14 protein-coding genes are annotated in these 16327 nt (G+C 42.1%); 8 read left to right on the top strand and 6 right to left on the bottom strand.

From position 1 onward, the window contains the following. Positions 1-81 precede the first annotated feature (81 nt). Both RDN93_RS08070 and RDN93_RS08065 read left to right on the top strand, forming a co-directional pair. Complete coding sequence (locus RDN93_RS08070) at positions 82-1146, top strand: LacI family DNA-binding transcriptional regulator (protein ID WP_308745026.1); 1065 nt, start codon at positions 82-84, stop codon at positions 1144-1146. 30 nt (positions 1147-1176) lie between these two features. Continuing rightward, complete coding sequence (locus tag RDN93_RS08065; RefSeq protein ID WP_308745025.1) at positions 1177-2667, top strand: altronate dehydratase family protein; 1491 nt, start codon at positions 1177-1179, stop codon at positions 2665-2667. 110 nt (positions 2668-2777) lie between these two features. On the opposite strand, the gene RDN93_RS08060 is transcribed toward RDN93_RS08065, so the two are convergent. From RDN93_RS08060 to RDN93_RS08045, 4 genes are read right to left on the bottom strand one after another with little or no spacing between them, the layout of a single operon-like run. Then, positions 2778-4382, bottom strand: a complete 1605-nt coding sequence (locus tag RDN93_RS08060) for an MFS transporter (RefSeq protein WP_308745024.1) — start codon at positions 4380-4382, stop codon at positions 2778-2780. After that, positions 4379-5449, bottom strand: coding sequence for an HlyD family secretion protein (locus RDN93_RS08055; RefSeq protein WP_308745023.1), 1071 nt, complete (start codon positions 5447-5449; stop codon positions 4379-4381). The genes RDN93_RS08060 and RDN93_RS08055 overlap by 4 nt, the downstream gene beginning before the upstream one ends. Before the next feature lie 14 nt (positions 5450-5463). Beyond that, positions 5464-6783, bottom strand: coding sequence for a TolC family protein (locus RDN93_RS08050; RefSeq protein ID WP_308745028.1), 1320 nt, complete (start codon positions 6781-6783; stop codon positions 5464-5466). Beyond that, positions 6764-7204, bottom strand: a complete 441-nt coding sequence (locus tag RDN93_RS08045) for a MarR family winged helix-turn-helix transcriptional regulator (protein ID WP_032838155.1) — start codon at positions 7202-7204, stop codon at positions 6764-6766. The genes RDN93_RS08050 and RDN93_RS08045 overlap by 20 nt, the downstream gene beginning before the upstream one ends. A 179-nt stretch (positions 7205-7383) precedes the next feature. Here RDN93_RS08045 and RDN93_RS08040 point away from each other — a divergent pair, with 179 nt between their 5' ends. From RDN93_RS08040 to creD, 3 genes are read left to right on the top strand one after another with little or no spacing between them, the layout of a single operon-like run. Continuing rightward, entirely contained in the window at positions 7384-7983 is a 600-nt protein-coding gene (locus RDN93_RS08040; protein ID WP_308745022.1) for a hypothetical protein, read from the top strand. Next, a complete protein-coding gene (locus RDN93_RS08035; RefSeq protein ID WP_308745021.1) occupies positions 7984-8280 on the top strand; it encodes a transcriptional regulator in 297 nt (98 codons plus the stop codon). It begins immediately after the preceding gene. 26 nt (positions 8281-8306) lie between these two features. After that, positions 8307-9659 (top strand): cell envelope integrity protein CreD, encoded by a 1353-nt coding sequence (gene creD / locus RDN93_RS08030; protein WP_308745020.1) that lies wholly within the window; start codon positions 8307-8309, stop codon positions 9657-9659. 466 nt (positions 9660-10125) lie between these two features. Here creD and RDN93_RS08025 read toward each other — a convergent pair whose 3' ends face one another. Further along, positions 10126-10569: a GNAT family N-acetyltransferase gene (locus RDN93_RS08025; protein ID WP_308745019.1), complete on the bottom strand. Its 444-nt coding sequence runs from the start codon at positions 10567-10569 to the stop codon at positions 10126-10128. Between the two features lie 204 nt (positions 10570-10773). Here RDN93_RS08025 and RDN93_RS08020 point away from each other — a divergent pair, with 204 nt between their 5' ends. Further along, complete coding sequence (locus RDN93_RS08020) at positions 10774-11754, top strand: linear amide C-N hydrolase (protein WP_308745018.1); 981 nt, start codon at positions 10774-10776, stop codon at positions 11752-11754. A 2-nt stretch (positions 11755-11756) separates the two neighbouring features. Here the strand turns inward: RDN93_RS08020 and RDN93_RS08015 are convergent, their stop codons facing one another. Continuing rightward, positions 11757-12107 (bottom strand): helix-turn-helix domain-containing protein, encoded by a 351-nt coding sequence (locus RDN93_RS08015; protein ID WP_308745017.1) that lies wholly within the window; start codon positions 12105-12107, stop codon positions 11757-11759. A gap of 166 nt (positions 12108-12273) precedes the next feature. On the opposite strand from RDN93_RS08015, the gene RDN93_RS08010 reads away from it, so the two are divergent. Further along, complete coding sequence (locus RDN93_RS08010; RefSeq protein WP_308745016.1) at positions 12274-12801, top strand: DJ-1/PfpI family protein; 528 nt, start codon at positions 12274-12276, stop codon at positions 12799-12801. A 393-nt stretch (positions 12802-13194) separates the two neighbouring features. Next, positions 13195-16314 carry an ATP-binding protein gene (locus tag RDN93_RS08005; protein WP_308745015.1) on the top strand — a complete coding sequence of 1040 codons (3120 nt, stop codon included), beginning with the start codon at positions 13195-13197 and terminating at the stop codon, positions 16312-16314. Positions 16315-16327 lie beyond the last annotated feature (13 nt).

The raw sequence follows: 16327 nt of genomic DNA, 5'->3' as shown, positions 1-16327 counted from the left end.
AAATTGTTATATATTTGTATCGAAAATATTAAGATTATTATTGTGTGCGAGCACATATACCTATATTAATAAGGTTATCGTATGAATAAATTGCCCGAAAGGATTAGAATCAAAGACATCGCCCGCCTGGCGGATGTATCGGTGGGAACAGTAGACCGCGTCATTCACGGACGTAGCGGAGTGTCGGAAGCAAGCAAAAAGCGCGTAGAAGAAATATTGAAGCAGCTTGACTACCAGCCTAACATGTACGCCAGCGCTTTGGCATCCAACAAGAAATATACATTTATCTGTCTTTTGCCGGAACATTTGGAAGGTGAATACTGGACAGCCGTGGAGCTGGGCATCCATGAAGCTATCGCTACCTATTCGGACTTCAATACTTCAGTGAAAATCAACTATTACGACCCATACGATTATCATTCGTTTGTCGACGCAAGCGAAGCGATTCTGACTCTTCAGCCGGACGGAGTGATGGTAGCTCCCACCGCCCCCCAATATACAAAGGGATTCACCGACCGGTTGCAAGCATTGGATATACCTTATATATATATAGACTCCAATATCAAGGACGTTCCTCCCCTCGCCTTCTTCGGTCAGAACTCACGCCAAAGCGGATACTTTGCCGCACGGATGATGATGTTACTGGCACGGGACGAGAAAGAAATCGTTATTTTCCGTAAAATACATGAAGGAATTGTAGGTTCTAACCAGCAGGAGAACAGAGAAATCGGTTTCAGGCAGTACATGGAAGAACATCATCCGTCTTGTAATATACTGGAGCTCGACTTGCATGCCGAACGTAACGACGAAGACAACGAGATGCTGGATGAATTTTTCCGCGCCCACCCGACGGTGAAAAACGGAATTACCTTCAACTCCAAAGTCTACATCGTCGGCGAATACCTGCAAGGTCGCGGAAAGAAAGATTTCAATCTGATAGGCTATGACCTTCTGGAACGGAATGTCACCTGCCTGAAAGAAGGAAATGTATCCTTCCTCATCGCCCAGCAACCGGAACTACAAGGCGCCAACGGTATAAAAGCTCTTTGCGACCACCTCATCTTCAAAAAAGACGTGACTTGCATCAACTATATGCCTATCGACTTGTTAACAGTAGAAACAATTGACTATTACCATAGCAAATAACAACGAAATACAACTTTACAAGTACATTACATGGAAACAAAGTATTTAAGAATTAATCCTGCCGACAACGTTGCCGTTGCCATTGTTAACCTCCCGGCAGGAGAGCATCTTTCTGTAGATGGCATTGAAATTACATTGAACGAGGACATTCCCGCCGGGCACAAATTCGCATTGAAGAATTTTGCAGAGGGCGAAAATGTAATCAAGTACGGTTATCCTATCGGACATGCCCGAATGGCCAAACAGCAGGGTGACTGGATGAACGAGACGAATATCAAGACCAACCTCGCCGGATTGCTGGAATATACCTACAACCCTATTCAGGTTTCTTTGGATATTGCCCGCAAAGACCTTACCTTCAAAGGTTATCGCCGCAAAAACGGTGACGTAGGCATAAGAAACGAAATATGGATTATCCCGACCGTAGGCTGCGTGAACGGTATCATCGGCCAATTGGCTGAGGGGTTGCGTCGCGAGACTGAAGGCAAAGGCGTGGATGCCATCGTTGCTTTCCCGCACAACTACGGCTGTTCCCAACTTGGCGACGACCATGAAAATACGAAGAAGATTCTTCGCGATATGGTGCTTCATCCCAATGCAGGAGCAGTGTTGGTAGTAGGCTTGGGATGCGAAAATAATCAGCCGGACGTATTCCGCGAATTTCTAGGCGAGTTTGATGAAGACCGTGTGAAGTTTATGGTCACTCAGAAAGTGGGCGACGAATACGAGGAAGGCATGGAAATCCTGCGCGATTTGTATGCGAAAGCCTCTAAAGACGAACGTACCGATATTCCTTTGTCCGAGCTCCGTGTAGGTCTGAAATGTGGTGGTTCCGACGGTTTCTCCGGTATTACTGCAAATCCGTTGCTGGGTATGTTCTCCGATTTCCTGATTGCACAAGGCGGCACAAGCGTACTGACTGAAGTACCGGAAATGTTCGGTGCAGAGACTATCTTGATGAACCGTTGCGAAAACAAAGATTTGTTTGAGCAGACTGTACATCTGATTAATGACTTCAAAGAATACTTCCTGTCGCACGGAGAACCTGTCGGTGAAAACCCGTCTCCGGGAAACAAAGCGGGCGGTATCTCTACATTGGAAGAAAAAGCGTTGGGATGCACACAGAAATGTGGAAAGAGTTATGTATCCGGCGTGATGCCTTATGGCGAACGTTTGCAGAAGAAAGGGCTTAACCTGCTTTCTGCTCCGGGCAATGACCTGGTGGCAGCTACCACTCTTGCGGCAAGCGGATGCCATATGGTACTTTTCACAACCGGACGTGGAACGCCATTCGGTACGTTTGTCCCTACAATGAAGATTTCCACCAACTCGACTTTGGCTAAAAACAAACCGGGATGGATTGACTTCAACGCAGGTGTCATCATAGAAAACGAACCGATGGAGAAGACTTGCGAACGTTTCATCGACTACGTTATCAAAGTGGCAAGCGGCGAGTTCGTTAACAACGAAAAGAAAGGTTATCGCGAAATTGCTATCTTCAAGACAGGCGTAACTTTGTAAATCGCTTCTTATTCCGTATTCTGATAAAAAGAAAATATTGTTAGAATTATAATACGAGTTGCTATCCCTCACTCAATGACAAGTTGAACGGGATAGCAACTTTTTTTATATTAAACCATATCGTCACCCGTTCTTTTGAATGTGACACGGAGTGTCTTATGAAACGGAATAAAACGGGAAACAACAGCAATGATGATTGATATAACCAACAAGTAACCCAGTATCTCTTTCAGTGCAAGCAATAAACTTTGTTGTTGCAAAGTAACATATAAAGAGTTAGTTGCCAGTTGTGCAGCCTCAGCATTCCCGTGCCCTTGTACCAGTGCACTGTTCAAAGACTGGCTATATCGTGATGCCGCCAACGGGTCGACACTTGTAATAGTCTCCGACAAAGAATACATATATTTTTGTTCCAGCCGATACAATACATTGCTATAAAACGAAGTAGCCATAATAGGCGTCAATATGGAACGGAAGATAATCAGAAAGAAAGCATTCGACAATAAGAATTTCGGATTCAAATCTTCTACGGCAAACAAGGCGAAAGCTATAATCAAAGTCAACATTCCCAAGCCACGAAAGAATAAGGGCAGGTATAACATTTCATAAGTGCTATTCGGAGAGATGCCGAAATACAGGATACCGAAGAAAATCACAAAGCAACTCATTCCCCCCGCTATCAGAAAGCGGAAACGCCAACGCTGCCAGCGAAACCACCAGAAGCAGATAAACGCACCGACTATATATCCGGGAAGCAGATAGATATAAAGAGAATAGGTATGCGTAGTATCCACTTTCAGAATAATAGTCAGATAGTTGGTCAATAAAGTGGTCGATGTACTGAAAAACATGACAAGCATCATATAGAGATAACCGACAATCGCTTTGGCTTGAAATAAGGGCGCAAGACTTACATAAGGCTTCTCCGAACGGCTCTGATACCAGATAAACAAGGCAATCAATATAGGGGCAATGATGATATACGCGCATATCTTACCGGACGCCATCCAGTCGAGCACTTTTCCATAATTGATAACATACATCAACATCAGCAGTCCGGTCGATATAACAAACATTTCACGAATATGCAAGTCGGACAAGGCAACGGCTTTAATGGGGCGGTTATGACGGAAACAGATGATAACAAACAAGATAGCTATCAAAATCAGTATCATCATAAAGTAATACATATATTTCCAGTTATAATGATATGCCAACAGAGCGGTTACTAACATTGAAGCCTGTCCCCCACCGTAAACCAACGGATAGAAATAAGAATAGAACTCGCTGCGTACATTCTTCCGGCTGAAAATCTTTTGGGCGTAACGGATAAACCACAGCATAAGAAACCCTTTCAGGAAGCCGACGGTAAAACTACACACAATCAGAATATCGGCATTCTGTGTACGGGCGCAAACCCAACTCAAGAAAAATTGCAGTACCAGGTCAATCAACAATAGTGATTTCACGGAAAAGGCAGCCAGGACTTTAGGAATAATGGGATATGCGATAGCCATACCTGCCGAAGCGGCATAATATCCCATTGTTATGTCTTCCGAATTCGTACCGAGTGTATTCGAAACTTCGAGCATACTACCCGTATAGGAACCATTGAGCATAGTGACGGGAAGAATCACGATGAAGATACTGACAAGTCCGAGCCAATCGGGCACCCATTGACGGACAGGTGCTTCCAATTCCTTCATCGTTATCATTTGCGCAGAGCTTCTGTTTCCACCATCATGCCGGCTCTCAACTGTGCCATTTCTTCCGAAGAGACATCTTCCAGTTCAATCCGTACCGGTATCCGCTGTTGTACCTTTACAAAATTTCCGGCGGAGTTATCCGTAGGAACTAATGAATATTTGGAACCCGTCGCTTCGGAGATAGCGGTAACTTCTCCGTGGAAAATCTTTCCGGGCACTGCATCCACTTTTATACGCACTTGTTGGCCGATATAGATATTGGCAATCTGCATTTCTTTATAATTGGCGGTTATCCATTTGTCCTTGTTGCGTACCAGATAAGAAATGGTTTGTCCGGTCTGTACATACTGACCGGGTTCCAAAGTCCGCCTGCCCATGTATCCGTCATAGGGAGCCGTAAGAACCGTATAAGACAAATTCAGTTTAGCCAGGTCGAGGTCTGCTTCCTTACGCAAAATGGCGGCTTCCGCACTCGTTGTTTTCTTGCTTGTTTCCGTATATTGCGAGAGTACCGACTGTTTCTGAGCAACCAATGCCTGATAACGCGCCTTTGCCGCTTCATAGGCAGCTTTAGTTTGCTCAAACTGCTGCTCCGGGACGGACTCTTCTTTCAACAAACGTTCAAAACGATGATAATCCTGCTCCAGTTGCCAGAGTTTCGCCTCAGCTTCAGCAATATTGGCGTCCTGCACCGCAATATTCGTATGGGAAGTCTCAATACCCGAATGAAGCACTTCCTGCGAACCCTGTGCATCCAGCAAAGCAGCTTCCGCTTCCTTCACCTTGATTTGATATTCACGGTTATCAAGCACCAGTAAAGTATCTCCCTGACGCACATATTGATGCTCTTTAAAACGTACATCTTTTATATAGCCCGAAACCCGCACATTCAAAGGCGCCACATATTGGTCTACAAAAGCGTCATTCGTCACCTCATAATTTACATAACGCCAAAAGTAAGTGGCAGTCCACCAAAGGCCGGAACCTGCCAGACAGATACATACCAAATTTAAAATAATATTGCGGGTTCTGAGCTTTTTCAGCTTCTTCTGTTTTTCTTTCAATTGATTTGCCATATCTGTTTTGTATATTAAAGACGACCACAAGCCTTCTGAAGTTGATAATAAGTATAAATCACACGAGTACGTGCAGTAACCAACTGCAACTCGACATTCAGGCGGACAGAATTTGCATCGAGCAAATCAGTCAGGATAGCCAGTTGGTTCAGATAACGGTTCTGCATGATACGATAATTTTCCTCCGCCTGCCGGACGGACAGTTTCAAAGCCTCTACCCTCTGCAATGCTTCCCGATGCCGCAAAAATGAGGAACGTACCTCCATGCGGATTCCCTGCATCTTCTGCTCTTCCTCGTTCTTCCGCAAGGACATCATCATTTTGCTCTCTTTTATTTTATGATTGTTCTTATACAATGAGGATAAAGGATAAGAAACCGATACGCCCACATTCCAGTTATTATTATACATATCCGCCAAGGTACGCGAGACAGGACGTGCCAATGTATTCGATGCATATAACGATATGCCGGGTAATGAGAAAGACTTGGTTGAACGGATTTCATTCCTCGCCAGTTCCGTTTGCGCACGAAGCAATTTCATCGCCGGGTCATTCGCATAAGCCTGAACGATATAATCATCATAAGATTGCAAGGCAACTGCTTGATAAAGCAGGGCAGTATCCGGCTGCAATAATACATTCTCGTCCTGTCCCAACAGAATATCAAGTTGCTGTGATACAAGCACAATGCTGTTTTCCGTTTCCTGCAAAGACAGGCGGTCGTTAGTCAATTGCATCTCACTTCGCAATACGTCATTATTGGTAATCAGCCCTTCTTTTTTCATCCGACGTATATCGTGCAACCGAAGTTCCGATTCTTCAATATTTCGCATCAGTATCTCATGCTGCTTAAAGAGACTGAAGAGATTCATATACTGATTCAGCAGTTTCAGTTTAATCTCCGCCCAGTCGGTCAAAGTCTGCAATTCGGCGACTTGCTTTTCAATATCCGCCTTATGGATAGCACTTCGGATTTTACCGCCCTGATAGAGAGGTTGTGCCAAATCAATCGCATAATTTTGTGACCAGTCCGGCGCGTCCGGGTAGAGAGGTGCGGACAGTCCCCGTTCCCAAACGACGGGTTGACCGACGAATCCGCCTTTCAGTCCAATCTGTAGTTCCGGTAGTCGCGCAGTTCTTGCAGTCCGTGTCCGTTCCTGTGCCATAGATTCTTTCATTGCATCCGCCTGAAGTTGCAGGCTATATTGTACGCCCCGTTCAAAGAGCTGGTCGACAGTAAGAAATAAAGAGTCTGTTTGTGCGTGCATCAATTGGGGAAAAGAAAACAGGCTGAATAAAATGACCGGATATAGTTTATATTTTTTCAAGAACATCATAAACACTGTTTAATTCAGACAACATGGTTTCAATACTTTCAATACCGATAATGTGTTCTGCATATACATAAACCTGGTCTAAAACCGGACGAATCTGCTCTTTAAACTCTTCACCCGCCGGAGTCAGAAATACCAGTTTATTACGACGGTCGTTCGGGTCTTCTTTCCGGCAGACGTATCCTTTCTTTTCCAGGTTGTTCATCAAGTTAGTCAGGCATGCTTTATCTTTCGCTATACGCTCCGCCAATATCTGCTGGCTGATGCCTTGTTCGTGCCATAAACTGCTCAATACTTGAAGCATTTCGAATGTAATACCTGCATTATTCTTCTTTAATGTCCGTTGCATAGACCGGCGAAAAGCCATACGTGTGCGGACAACCTGCAACATGAGTTCTCTGAACTCCGCTCCTTCTCTCATTCTTATTATCGTTTTTACCTTTTCGGGCGCAAAGATACGTATCTTCGTCGAATTAGTCAAATATTTGACTAATTTCATCTATCCAACTTCTTTTTTGAACCTATTTATTGAAATAATCAAATAAAATCTTGTCCATCTTAAATGTTTTATTTTACTTTGCATCACAAAGTACTTTTTATATGAATAAAGATAAAGCATTAGAATCGGTAAATGAGATAAAAGAATTGATGGAAAAGTCCTCAAAGTTTATCTCTGTTAGTGGACTTGCCGCAATCTTGGCAGGCATTTACGCATTGGCTGGCGCGTACATCGCGACACTGGTTATCACACCGGAGACGCATTTAATCGTCACATTAGAATTAATGGCTATAATAGCCTTGTCGGTATTGGCAGCCGCAGCCGTTACTGCCAGCATCCTGTCCTACTGTAAATCCAAGAAGACAGGACAGAAGTTTTTCAGCCGGCTCACTTATCGGGCATTATGGAATTTTTCGCTTCCGATGCTGGCAGGCGGCATTGTGTGTATTTCTATCCTGATGCACGAGTATTATGATATTCTGGCATCTGTCATGCTTTTATTCTATGGACTGGCATTGGTCAATGCATCCAAGTTTACCTATTCCAGTGTGGCATGGCTGGGATATGCTTTCATTTGTCTGGGCGCTGTCGACTGTTTCTGGACGGGTCATTCACTTCTGTTCTGGACGATAGGTTTCGGCGGTTTCCATATCCTTTATGGTATATTGTTCTATTTACATTACGAAAGAAAGAAATCATAAATGATAGAATCATTCCAATATATTAATAAAGCATTCGAAAGCAAGGTACGACTGGGTATCATGGCTGTTCTGATGGTTAATGAGGAAGCTGATTTCAATTTTCTGAAAGAGCAGCTCGCATTGACCGACGGCAACCTTGCCAGCCATACCCGTGCCCTGGAAGAACTGGGATATATCGTATGCAACAAAAGTTTTGTCGGACGAAAGCCGCGAACTGCCTTTCAAGCGACTTCGCAAGGCAGGGAAGCTTTCAAATCTCATATTGAAGCTCTGGAGCAATTTCTAAAATCAGAATAATTCATTCATCTAAACACTATCAGCTTATGGACGGTTTCAATGAAAATTCAAACGAGCAACAGGCACAGCAACCTATGGGATGCCTTCACCGTTTCTCGAAAACAATCAAGGTGGTCATTATCGGGGGATTAATCCTTCTTCTGATGATTCCTATGTTCATGATTGAAAATCTTATTTCCGAACGGGGACGCACGCAGGAAGAAGCAATCAATGAGGTAAGCGAGAAATGGAGTCTCGCACAGACCGTCACCGGCCCTTATCTGAATATTCAATATCCGGTGGTTACAGAGAACAACGGAGAAAAGAAGGTGTCAATCAAAGACCTGATACTTTTCCCCGACGAGCTTTTGATTAACGGGCAACTTAAGACCGAAATCCTGAAAAGAAGTCTCTATGAAGTCAATGTGTATCAATCGGAACTGACTCTGAAAGGTTCTTTCAGCTCGGAAGAACTGATAAAGAGCAGAATAGATATGGGGCAACTGCAATTCGACAGAGCCGCTATTTGTCTGAATCTGACCGACATGCGTGGTATCAGCGAACAGATTAGTATCACCTTCGGAGATTCCGTCTATGTATTTGAGCCGGGAATGGATAACAGAGGGATTGATAATACGGGCGTACATGCCATTGCGGATTTATCGGAACTGAAGAACAATAAGAAATTGCCTTACGAAGTAAAAATCAAACTGAAAGGCTCGCAATCCATTAACTTCATCCCATTAGGTAAAACAACCCGCGTCGACTTGAAAGCCAATTGGAACACACCGAGCTTTACAGGAAGCTATTTACCCAATAACCGGGATATTACCGAAAAAGAATTTTCGGCACAATGGCAAGTCCTGAACTTGAACCGGAACTATTCACAAGTAATGATTGACTATACCAATTCCAATATCAAAGACATAGATAATTCCAGTTTCGGCGTCAACTTCAAGATTCCGGTAGAGCAGTATCAGCAATCCATGCGTTCAGCGAAGTATGCTATCCTAATTATCCTGTTGACATTCGGAGTTATCTTCTTCACTGAAATTATGAATAAAACCCGTATTCATGCTTTGCAGTATTTGTTAGTGGGATTGGCACTCTGTCTATTTTACAGTCTGCTCCTCTCCTTCTCCGAACACATAGGCTTCAACCCTGCCTATCTGTTATCTGCCGCACTGACTATTATACTGGTAGGCGGATATATGTTCGGCATCACCAAGAGAAAGAAACCGTCATTAATCATGTCCGGGTTATTGGGAGTCCTCTATCTTTATATATTTGTCCTTATCCAGTTAGAGACTTTTGCTCTGTTGGCAGGCAGCTTGGGATTATTTATTATCCTGGCAATGGTGATGTATTTCTCAAAGAAAATAGATTGGTTTAATGAATAATCAGCTTTTCTTCTGAAACACTTGACAAACGACTTTTTATTTTGTATCTTTGAAGAAAGAAAAGTGATAAACAGCATGAGTAATATAAGAAAAATAGATACATAAATAGCATTTAAACTGATATTTTTTAGTATCAGAAGAAATATGGTATAGGGCAATAGTCTAACGATTATTGCCCTATTTTGTTTATATTTTTACTTAAATCATTTAATCTATTTCCGAAAAACGCAAAAAATAGTTTTTAATAAACTTGGATACCGTTTATAATAAACTATCCAAAAGTTTATTATAAACAGAAATCAGGTTTATTAATAACGGAACATTCTGTTGTAAGAATAGAAGAACCTAATTCTGCTAAATAGGAGTGCATTGATAAGTACGCCCGCCTATATGGTAATATAAGCAAACACATTTTTCTTTTCCCCTAAATATACGGATAGTTCAAACCTGTTTTTTTATGATAGTATCAAAAAGTTCTTTTCAGATATACCATATCCGTCAATAGCTTGCCTTCTTCATAAATCGGGTGGTCATAATTGTCAGTAAAGAAATTCTCTATACGATGGGAAATTGTGAAACCGCAATGCTCGTAGAAAGATATGGTAGAAAGCGCATCTCCCGTTCCCACCAACATTTCAGTACATTTGTCCTGATAATACTCGAATAGAAATTCAATTAAACGTTTCCCGTATCCCTGACGTTGGAAAAAAGGAACAGTAGCAATATTCTTGATTTCATAAATACCTTCCCCTTCACGAGTTACTACACAAGCAGCTTTTAATCCATTGTCATACAGAACGAACATATCGCCACGTTCCAAATACCGGTCTATCATATCCTCTTGTTCATCAGCCAAGAGTAACAGTTCGAGGAATTCTTTCTTATCTGAAATTACTTTTTTTATTTCCATGTTTTTAAATATTGAATGGTTCAGAAGTCATTTGTCAGTCCGCTTTATTTTTGCGTCCAAACCCTTAAAATAGCTCCTTGCAAAGATATGAAAATTCATCTTGCAAACAATTTTTCTAAAATGAACTTTAAAAGCACATTCTTGTTAACTTGTCACCGCAAGGTATAATAACCAATAATAAACCTATAACTAAAAATTAAAATTATGTGCACTAGAGTCGTTTACGCAGGAACCAATGGTATGGTAGCCACCGGTCGTTCTATGGATTGGAAAACAGATATGCATAGTAATCTTTGGGTATTTCCCAGAGGAATGAAACGTAATGGAGAAACTGGAGAAAACTCATTGGAATGGACTTCCAAATACGGCAGCGTAGTGACTTCTGCTTTCGAGATAGCCAGTACGGACGGGATGAATGAGAAGGGACTAGTCGCCAATCTGCTTTGGCTACCCGAAACCGAGTATCCGGTAAGAGATAAAAATAAACCGGGACTTGCCATTACAGCATGGGTGCAATATATGCTGGATAATTTTGCAACCGTGGAAGAAGCTGTTGCTTATATTGACGAAGACACCTTTCAGGTCGTTTCGGATATGATGCCGGACGGTTCCCGTTTGGCAACTTTACATTTGTCTATTTCGGACGCTACAAGCGACTGTGCTATTTTTGAATATGTAGGCGGAAAACTGACTGTATATCATAGCAAAGAATATAAAGTTATGACCAACTCCCCCACCTACGACAAACAGTTAGCCCTTAGCGAATACTGGAAATCAATAGGTGGATTGAGCTTTCTCCCCGGAACGAATCGTGCCGCCGACCGTTTTGCCAGAGCCAGCTTCTACATTAACGCAGTCCCTAAGACCGATGACGAAAGAATAGCCGTTGCCAGTGTCTTCAGTGTCGTGCGCAATGCTTCCGTTCCTTATGGAATTTCAACTCCCGAAAGTCCTGAAATCTCCACCACACAATGGCGAACAGTTTCAGAAAGCAAGAACCTAAGATATTTTTTCGAATCAAGTCTGACTCCTAATACCTTTTGGGTAAATCTTCGGGATTTGGATTTATCGGAAGGAGCTCCGGTACTTAAATTATCTATCGCTAACGGAGAGACATATCATGGGAATACATCCAAGGAGTTTAAAACAGCAGTCCCTTTCAAATTTATGGGAGTAAAAGGATAACACTATTGATTGATTTTCCTATTATCTAAAATAGTATTCATATTCTCCAAAGCCCACCCAACTAAACCTTCAATATGAGGAATCAAAGTCCCTCCTACCTCCGTCAAGTTATATTCCACACGAGGAGGGACTTCCGCATATACTTTCCGTTCCACCAAGCCGTCAGCTTCAAGAGTACGGAGAGTAACCGTCAGCATTCTCTGAGAAACATCTTCTATTGTTTTATGAATATCGCTGAAACGCATAGTGCCGTTTGCGTTCAAGGTAATAAGCACCAGCATCGACCACTTGTCTCCCAAGCGGCTGAGCACATCTCTTACGGGACAATTTCCTGTCGGGTGAAAGTTTTTCATCTTTTAACGTTTTGTATTTAGTTGAGTTACAACAATAGTTACTCCCATGTAACTTCCTTATTTATAGGTGCGTTCTTGCTTTTCTTCACAAAGGAAGATACATTTGCATCACAAAAGTAATAAACTTACTAAAAATAACTATTGTTTCATTTAAATAATTATGATTATGGCAAAGAAAGTAGCAGTTTTAGCAGTGAATCCGGTAAATGGTTGTGGATTATTCCAATATTTGGAAGCGTTTTTCGAAAATGGCATTCCGTATAAAGTATTTGCCGTATCGGACACGAAGGATATTAAAACAAATTCAGGAATCAGCCTGACAGTAGACGATGTGATTGCTAATTTGAAAGGCCACGAAGATGAATTCGATGTACTCGTTTTCTCTTGTGGCGATGCCGTACCTGTATTTCAACAGAATGCGGACAAACCTTATAATATAGATTTAATGGAAGTAATCAAAGCCTTCGGAGATAAGGGGAAAATAATGGTCGGACACTGTGCCGGTGCAATGATGTTTGACTTCGCAGGCGTAACGAAAGGTAAAAAAGTGGCAGTTCATCCATTAGCGAAACCGGCTATCCAAAACGGAACAGTTACTGATGAACAATCAGAGATAGACGGTAATTTCTTTACCACACAGGATGAAAATACGATTTGGACAATACTGCCTCAAGTTATCGAAGTATTGAAATAATGCCGGACAAAGTAAAAGCAAGGCAGAAAAATAAATAAGTATTTCACAAACTCTTCCTATGAGGAAGTACGTTCCTCAGTGTGCTACAGGTCGTTCCTTTTAAATGAACGGCCTGTTGGTTTTAAAAGAAAGCCCATAGATATATTTCACTAATATTCAAGCACTTAAAATTCTACAATTCAGAGAAAAGAAGTGCATGGAAGCACTTTATACCGACAAGAAAGGGGACTGTAAATTCTGTCCTAAAAAATATCAAAAGGCTTAAAGTAACTACTAAAACAGGCATTCCGGCAAAATTAATCATAGAAATAGTTTTTCAATCCGTTTTTTCACTACATTTGTACTGCTATAATAAAAACTATAAAATAAAGCTCCCACAAACAAACATTTCTCATGGATATAAAAAAATGCCTATGGCTCTTTTTTCTATGCTTCTTGTCTACGCCATCCCTTTTAGCCCAAAGAAACTACATAGATATTCCGAATTACATCTTATGTATTAATTCTTATGCAGAATCTGCACCATGGAGTAGCCGCATGATTTCTACCATATCGGAATATGTCCAAAAGGACTCTCAACTGGCAATGTATGCGGAACATATGAACACACTGATGACGGACAACGATTCCATTTTGGAGGATTTCAGGAATATGATTTCTCAAAAATACTCACAGCCACGCCCCCGGTTATTGGTGTTATTGGGAAGTCCTGCATTCACACTGAGAGATGAATACAGAAAATTCTGGGGAGATATACCTATTGTTCTCTGTTCGGAAGAAGACTTTCAAGGACCACAGAAATCCTATTTTAAAAAACAGGCAATTGCACCGGCTGACCGTATTCCAATCGCTCAGTTCGCTGATCCGTATAATATGGTCTTCCTGTATTCCAATCTCTATCTTCGTGAAAATGTACAGCTAATCAATCACATAAATCCCAATCTCAAGAAATTTATATTTATCGGCGATGAACGGGAAATCAATTTAAGTAACAATCTGGATATAGAGGACGAATTAAAAACGTCCCATCCGCATATCGAGTATCAGTTTATAACACCCAAGAAAATGACGACCAATCAATTGCTCGACTCCCTATATCGTATCGACAGCAAAACGACTGGCGTATTATTCGCATCCTGGTTTTATAAAACTACATTTGCCGGCAATTCGTCATTAGTAGCTAATGACCACAAACTTATCGTGACAACCACCGCACCTCTCTTCACGCTGAACATGACAGATATTACCGAAGAAAACGGGGGAATGATAGGCGGCTATACCTACAACCAAAAGAAATACAATCAGAAATTAGTCCACGCCATTTCATCCATTCTTCAGGGAAAACAAGCGAGGGAGCTTCCTTTCTACATACCGTCAGACGGTCGTCCTATTATCAATCATACAATATTACTCCGCAAAGGGTTCTCCCCTTCCATGTGTCCTTCGAACACACGCTTTCTACATAAGCCACTTTCATTTTGGGAACAAAACCAATACTTCATCATAGGCTCTTTATCTTTTATCTTTATACTTGCCTTGTTTTTCTTCTATCGTATCCACAGCCTGAATATCATAAAGAAAATGCAACAAAAGGAGATAGATGCCATGGCTAATTACAAAAACCTGATAAACAATATGCCTATCCTGTATATGCAGGAAGAACTGGTTACGGATGAAAAAGGCATGCCTGTCGAACTGATTTATCGAAAAGTCAATGCCCATTTCGAGAAGAACTTCCTTCCCCAAGAAAAAGTAATCGGAAAGAAGGTAAGTGAGATTTTCCCGGAGTCGATGCCGGAATTTCTGCATTTCATCAAGAAAGCGCTCGACGATAACAAGGCGGTAACTTTCCCCTATTACTTCAAGAAAATAGATATTTTCTATGACGTAATACTCAAAGGGACACAACATAGCAATATCATCGACATATTCTGCTTGGACAGTACGGAATTGCACAAAGCACAACAAAAGCTAAGTACCATCAACAATAAACTTTCCATGTCCCTCGAAGTGGCCAATATCGTGCCGTGGAAATGGGACTTGCAAAGCCGCACGATTTTGTGCGACATCAACAAACCGATAGAACTTAGCACATTCGGGAGAGATATATCCGAGGAACAACTGGCAGTGCCCGACAATCAATATTTCTCCAAAATATTCAAAGAAGACCGCATGCGGGTAGAACAAGCCTACAAAGACTTGATAGAGGGGCGTTCGAATAAGGTGAAGGAAGAATACCGCATAGTCAACGTCCACAAGGGGCTTCACAGGATAGACTGGGTAGAAGCCCAGGCTGCTGTTGAAACCCGAGACGAAAAAGGAGATCCGTTGACTTTGGTAGGTTCTTCGCTGATTATAACCGAACGCAAGAAGATGGAACAGGAGTTGGTGAATGCCAAAAACCGTGCGGAAGAATCAAATCGTCTGAAATCTGCTTTCCTGGCAAACATGAGTCATGAAATACGCACTCCTCTCAACGCCATCGTCGGTTTCTCAGGCATATTGGCCTCTACCGAAGAGGAAGAGGAAAAACAAGAATACGTGAGTATCATTGAAAGCAATAACACTTTGTTGCTGCAACTTATCAGCGATATCCTGGATTTATCCAAGATAGAGGCAGGGACACTGGACTTTAATTATTCCAATGTCGAGATTAATGATTTAATGAGCGATTTGGAAAGCAGTTGCCAGCTAAAGCTCAAGTCGAATAAGGTAAAACTGGAATTTATAGCTCCAGAAAAGCCTTGTTGCGCACATATAGAGAAAAACAGATTATCCCAGTTAATCATCAATCTCATAACAAATGCGATAAAGTTCACCGACCGGGGCAGCATTCGTTTCGGCTATAAACGGCAAAATGATGAATTATACTTTTATGTCACGGATACCGGTTGTGGTATCCCACAGGACAAACAGGACAGTATCTTCGGGCGTTTTGTCAAGCTGAACTCGTTTGCGCAAGGCACAGGGCTGGGACTTTCAATCTGCCGGACTCTCGTCGATAATATGGGTGGTAAAATCGGCGTGGAATCAGAGGTGGGAAACGGTTCCACGTTTTGGTTCACATTGCCCTACAAGCCGGCGGAGGCGGCAGTAAAAGCTCCGCAAAAGGAAATGCAAACCATCAGCATCGAGAAAGACAAACTGGTGATTCTGATTGCCGAAGACAACGAAAGCAATTACAAACTGTTCGAGTCTATTCTAAAATATGAATATCACCTGATACATGCCTGGGACGGGCTGGAAGCTGTCAATCTGTTTAAGGAGTACAATCCGCAAATCGTATTGATGGACATCAATATGCCGGTCATGGATGGATATGAAGCTACCAAGGAGATACGAAAATATTCGGCCAAGGTGCCGATTATAGCCATCACAGCCTTTGCTTTTGCTTCGGACGAACAACGGGTGATGGAAAGCGGATTTGACGGTTATATGCCCAAGCCTATCAATGCCCGCTTGTTGAAAGCACAACTTGTCGACATCATGCAGAAACGTATTATCCTGCTGTAAGGCAAGCAGTCGT

This window comes from uncultured Bacteroides sp. (assembly GCF_902491285.1).
GTDB lineage: Bacteria > Bacteroidota > Bacteroidia > Bacteroidales > Bacteroidaceae > Bacteroides.
Note: the sequence above shows the minus strand (reverse complement) of the source record. Positions and strands in the feature narration are given on the sequence as shown.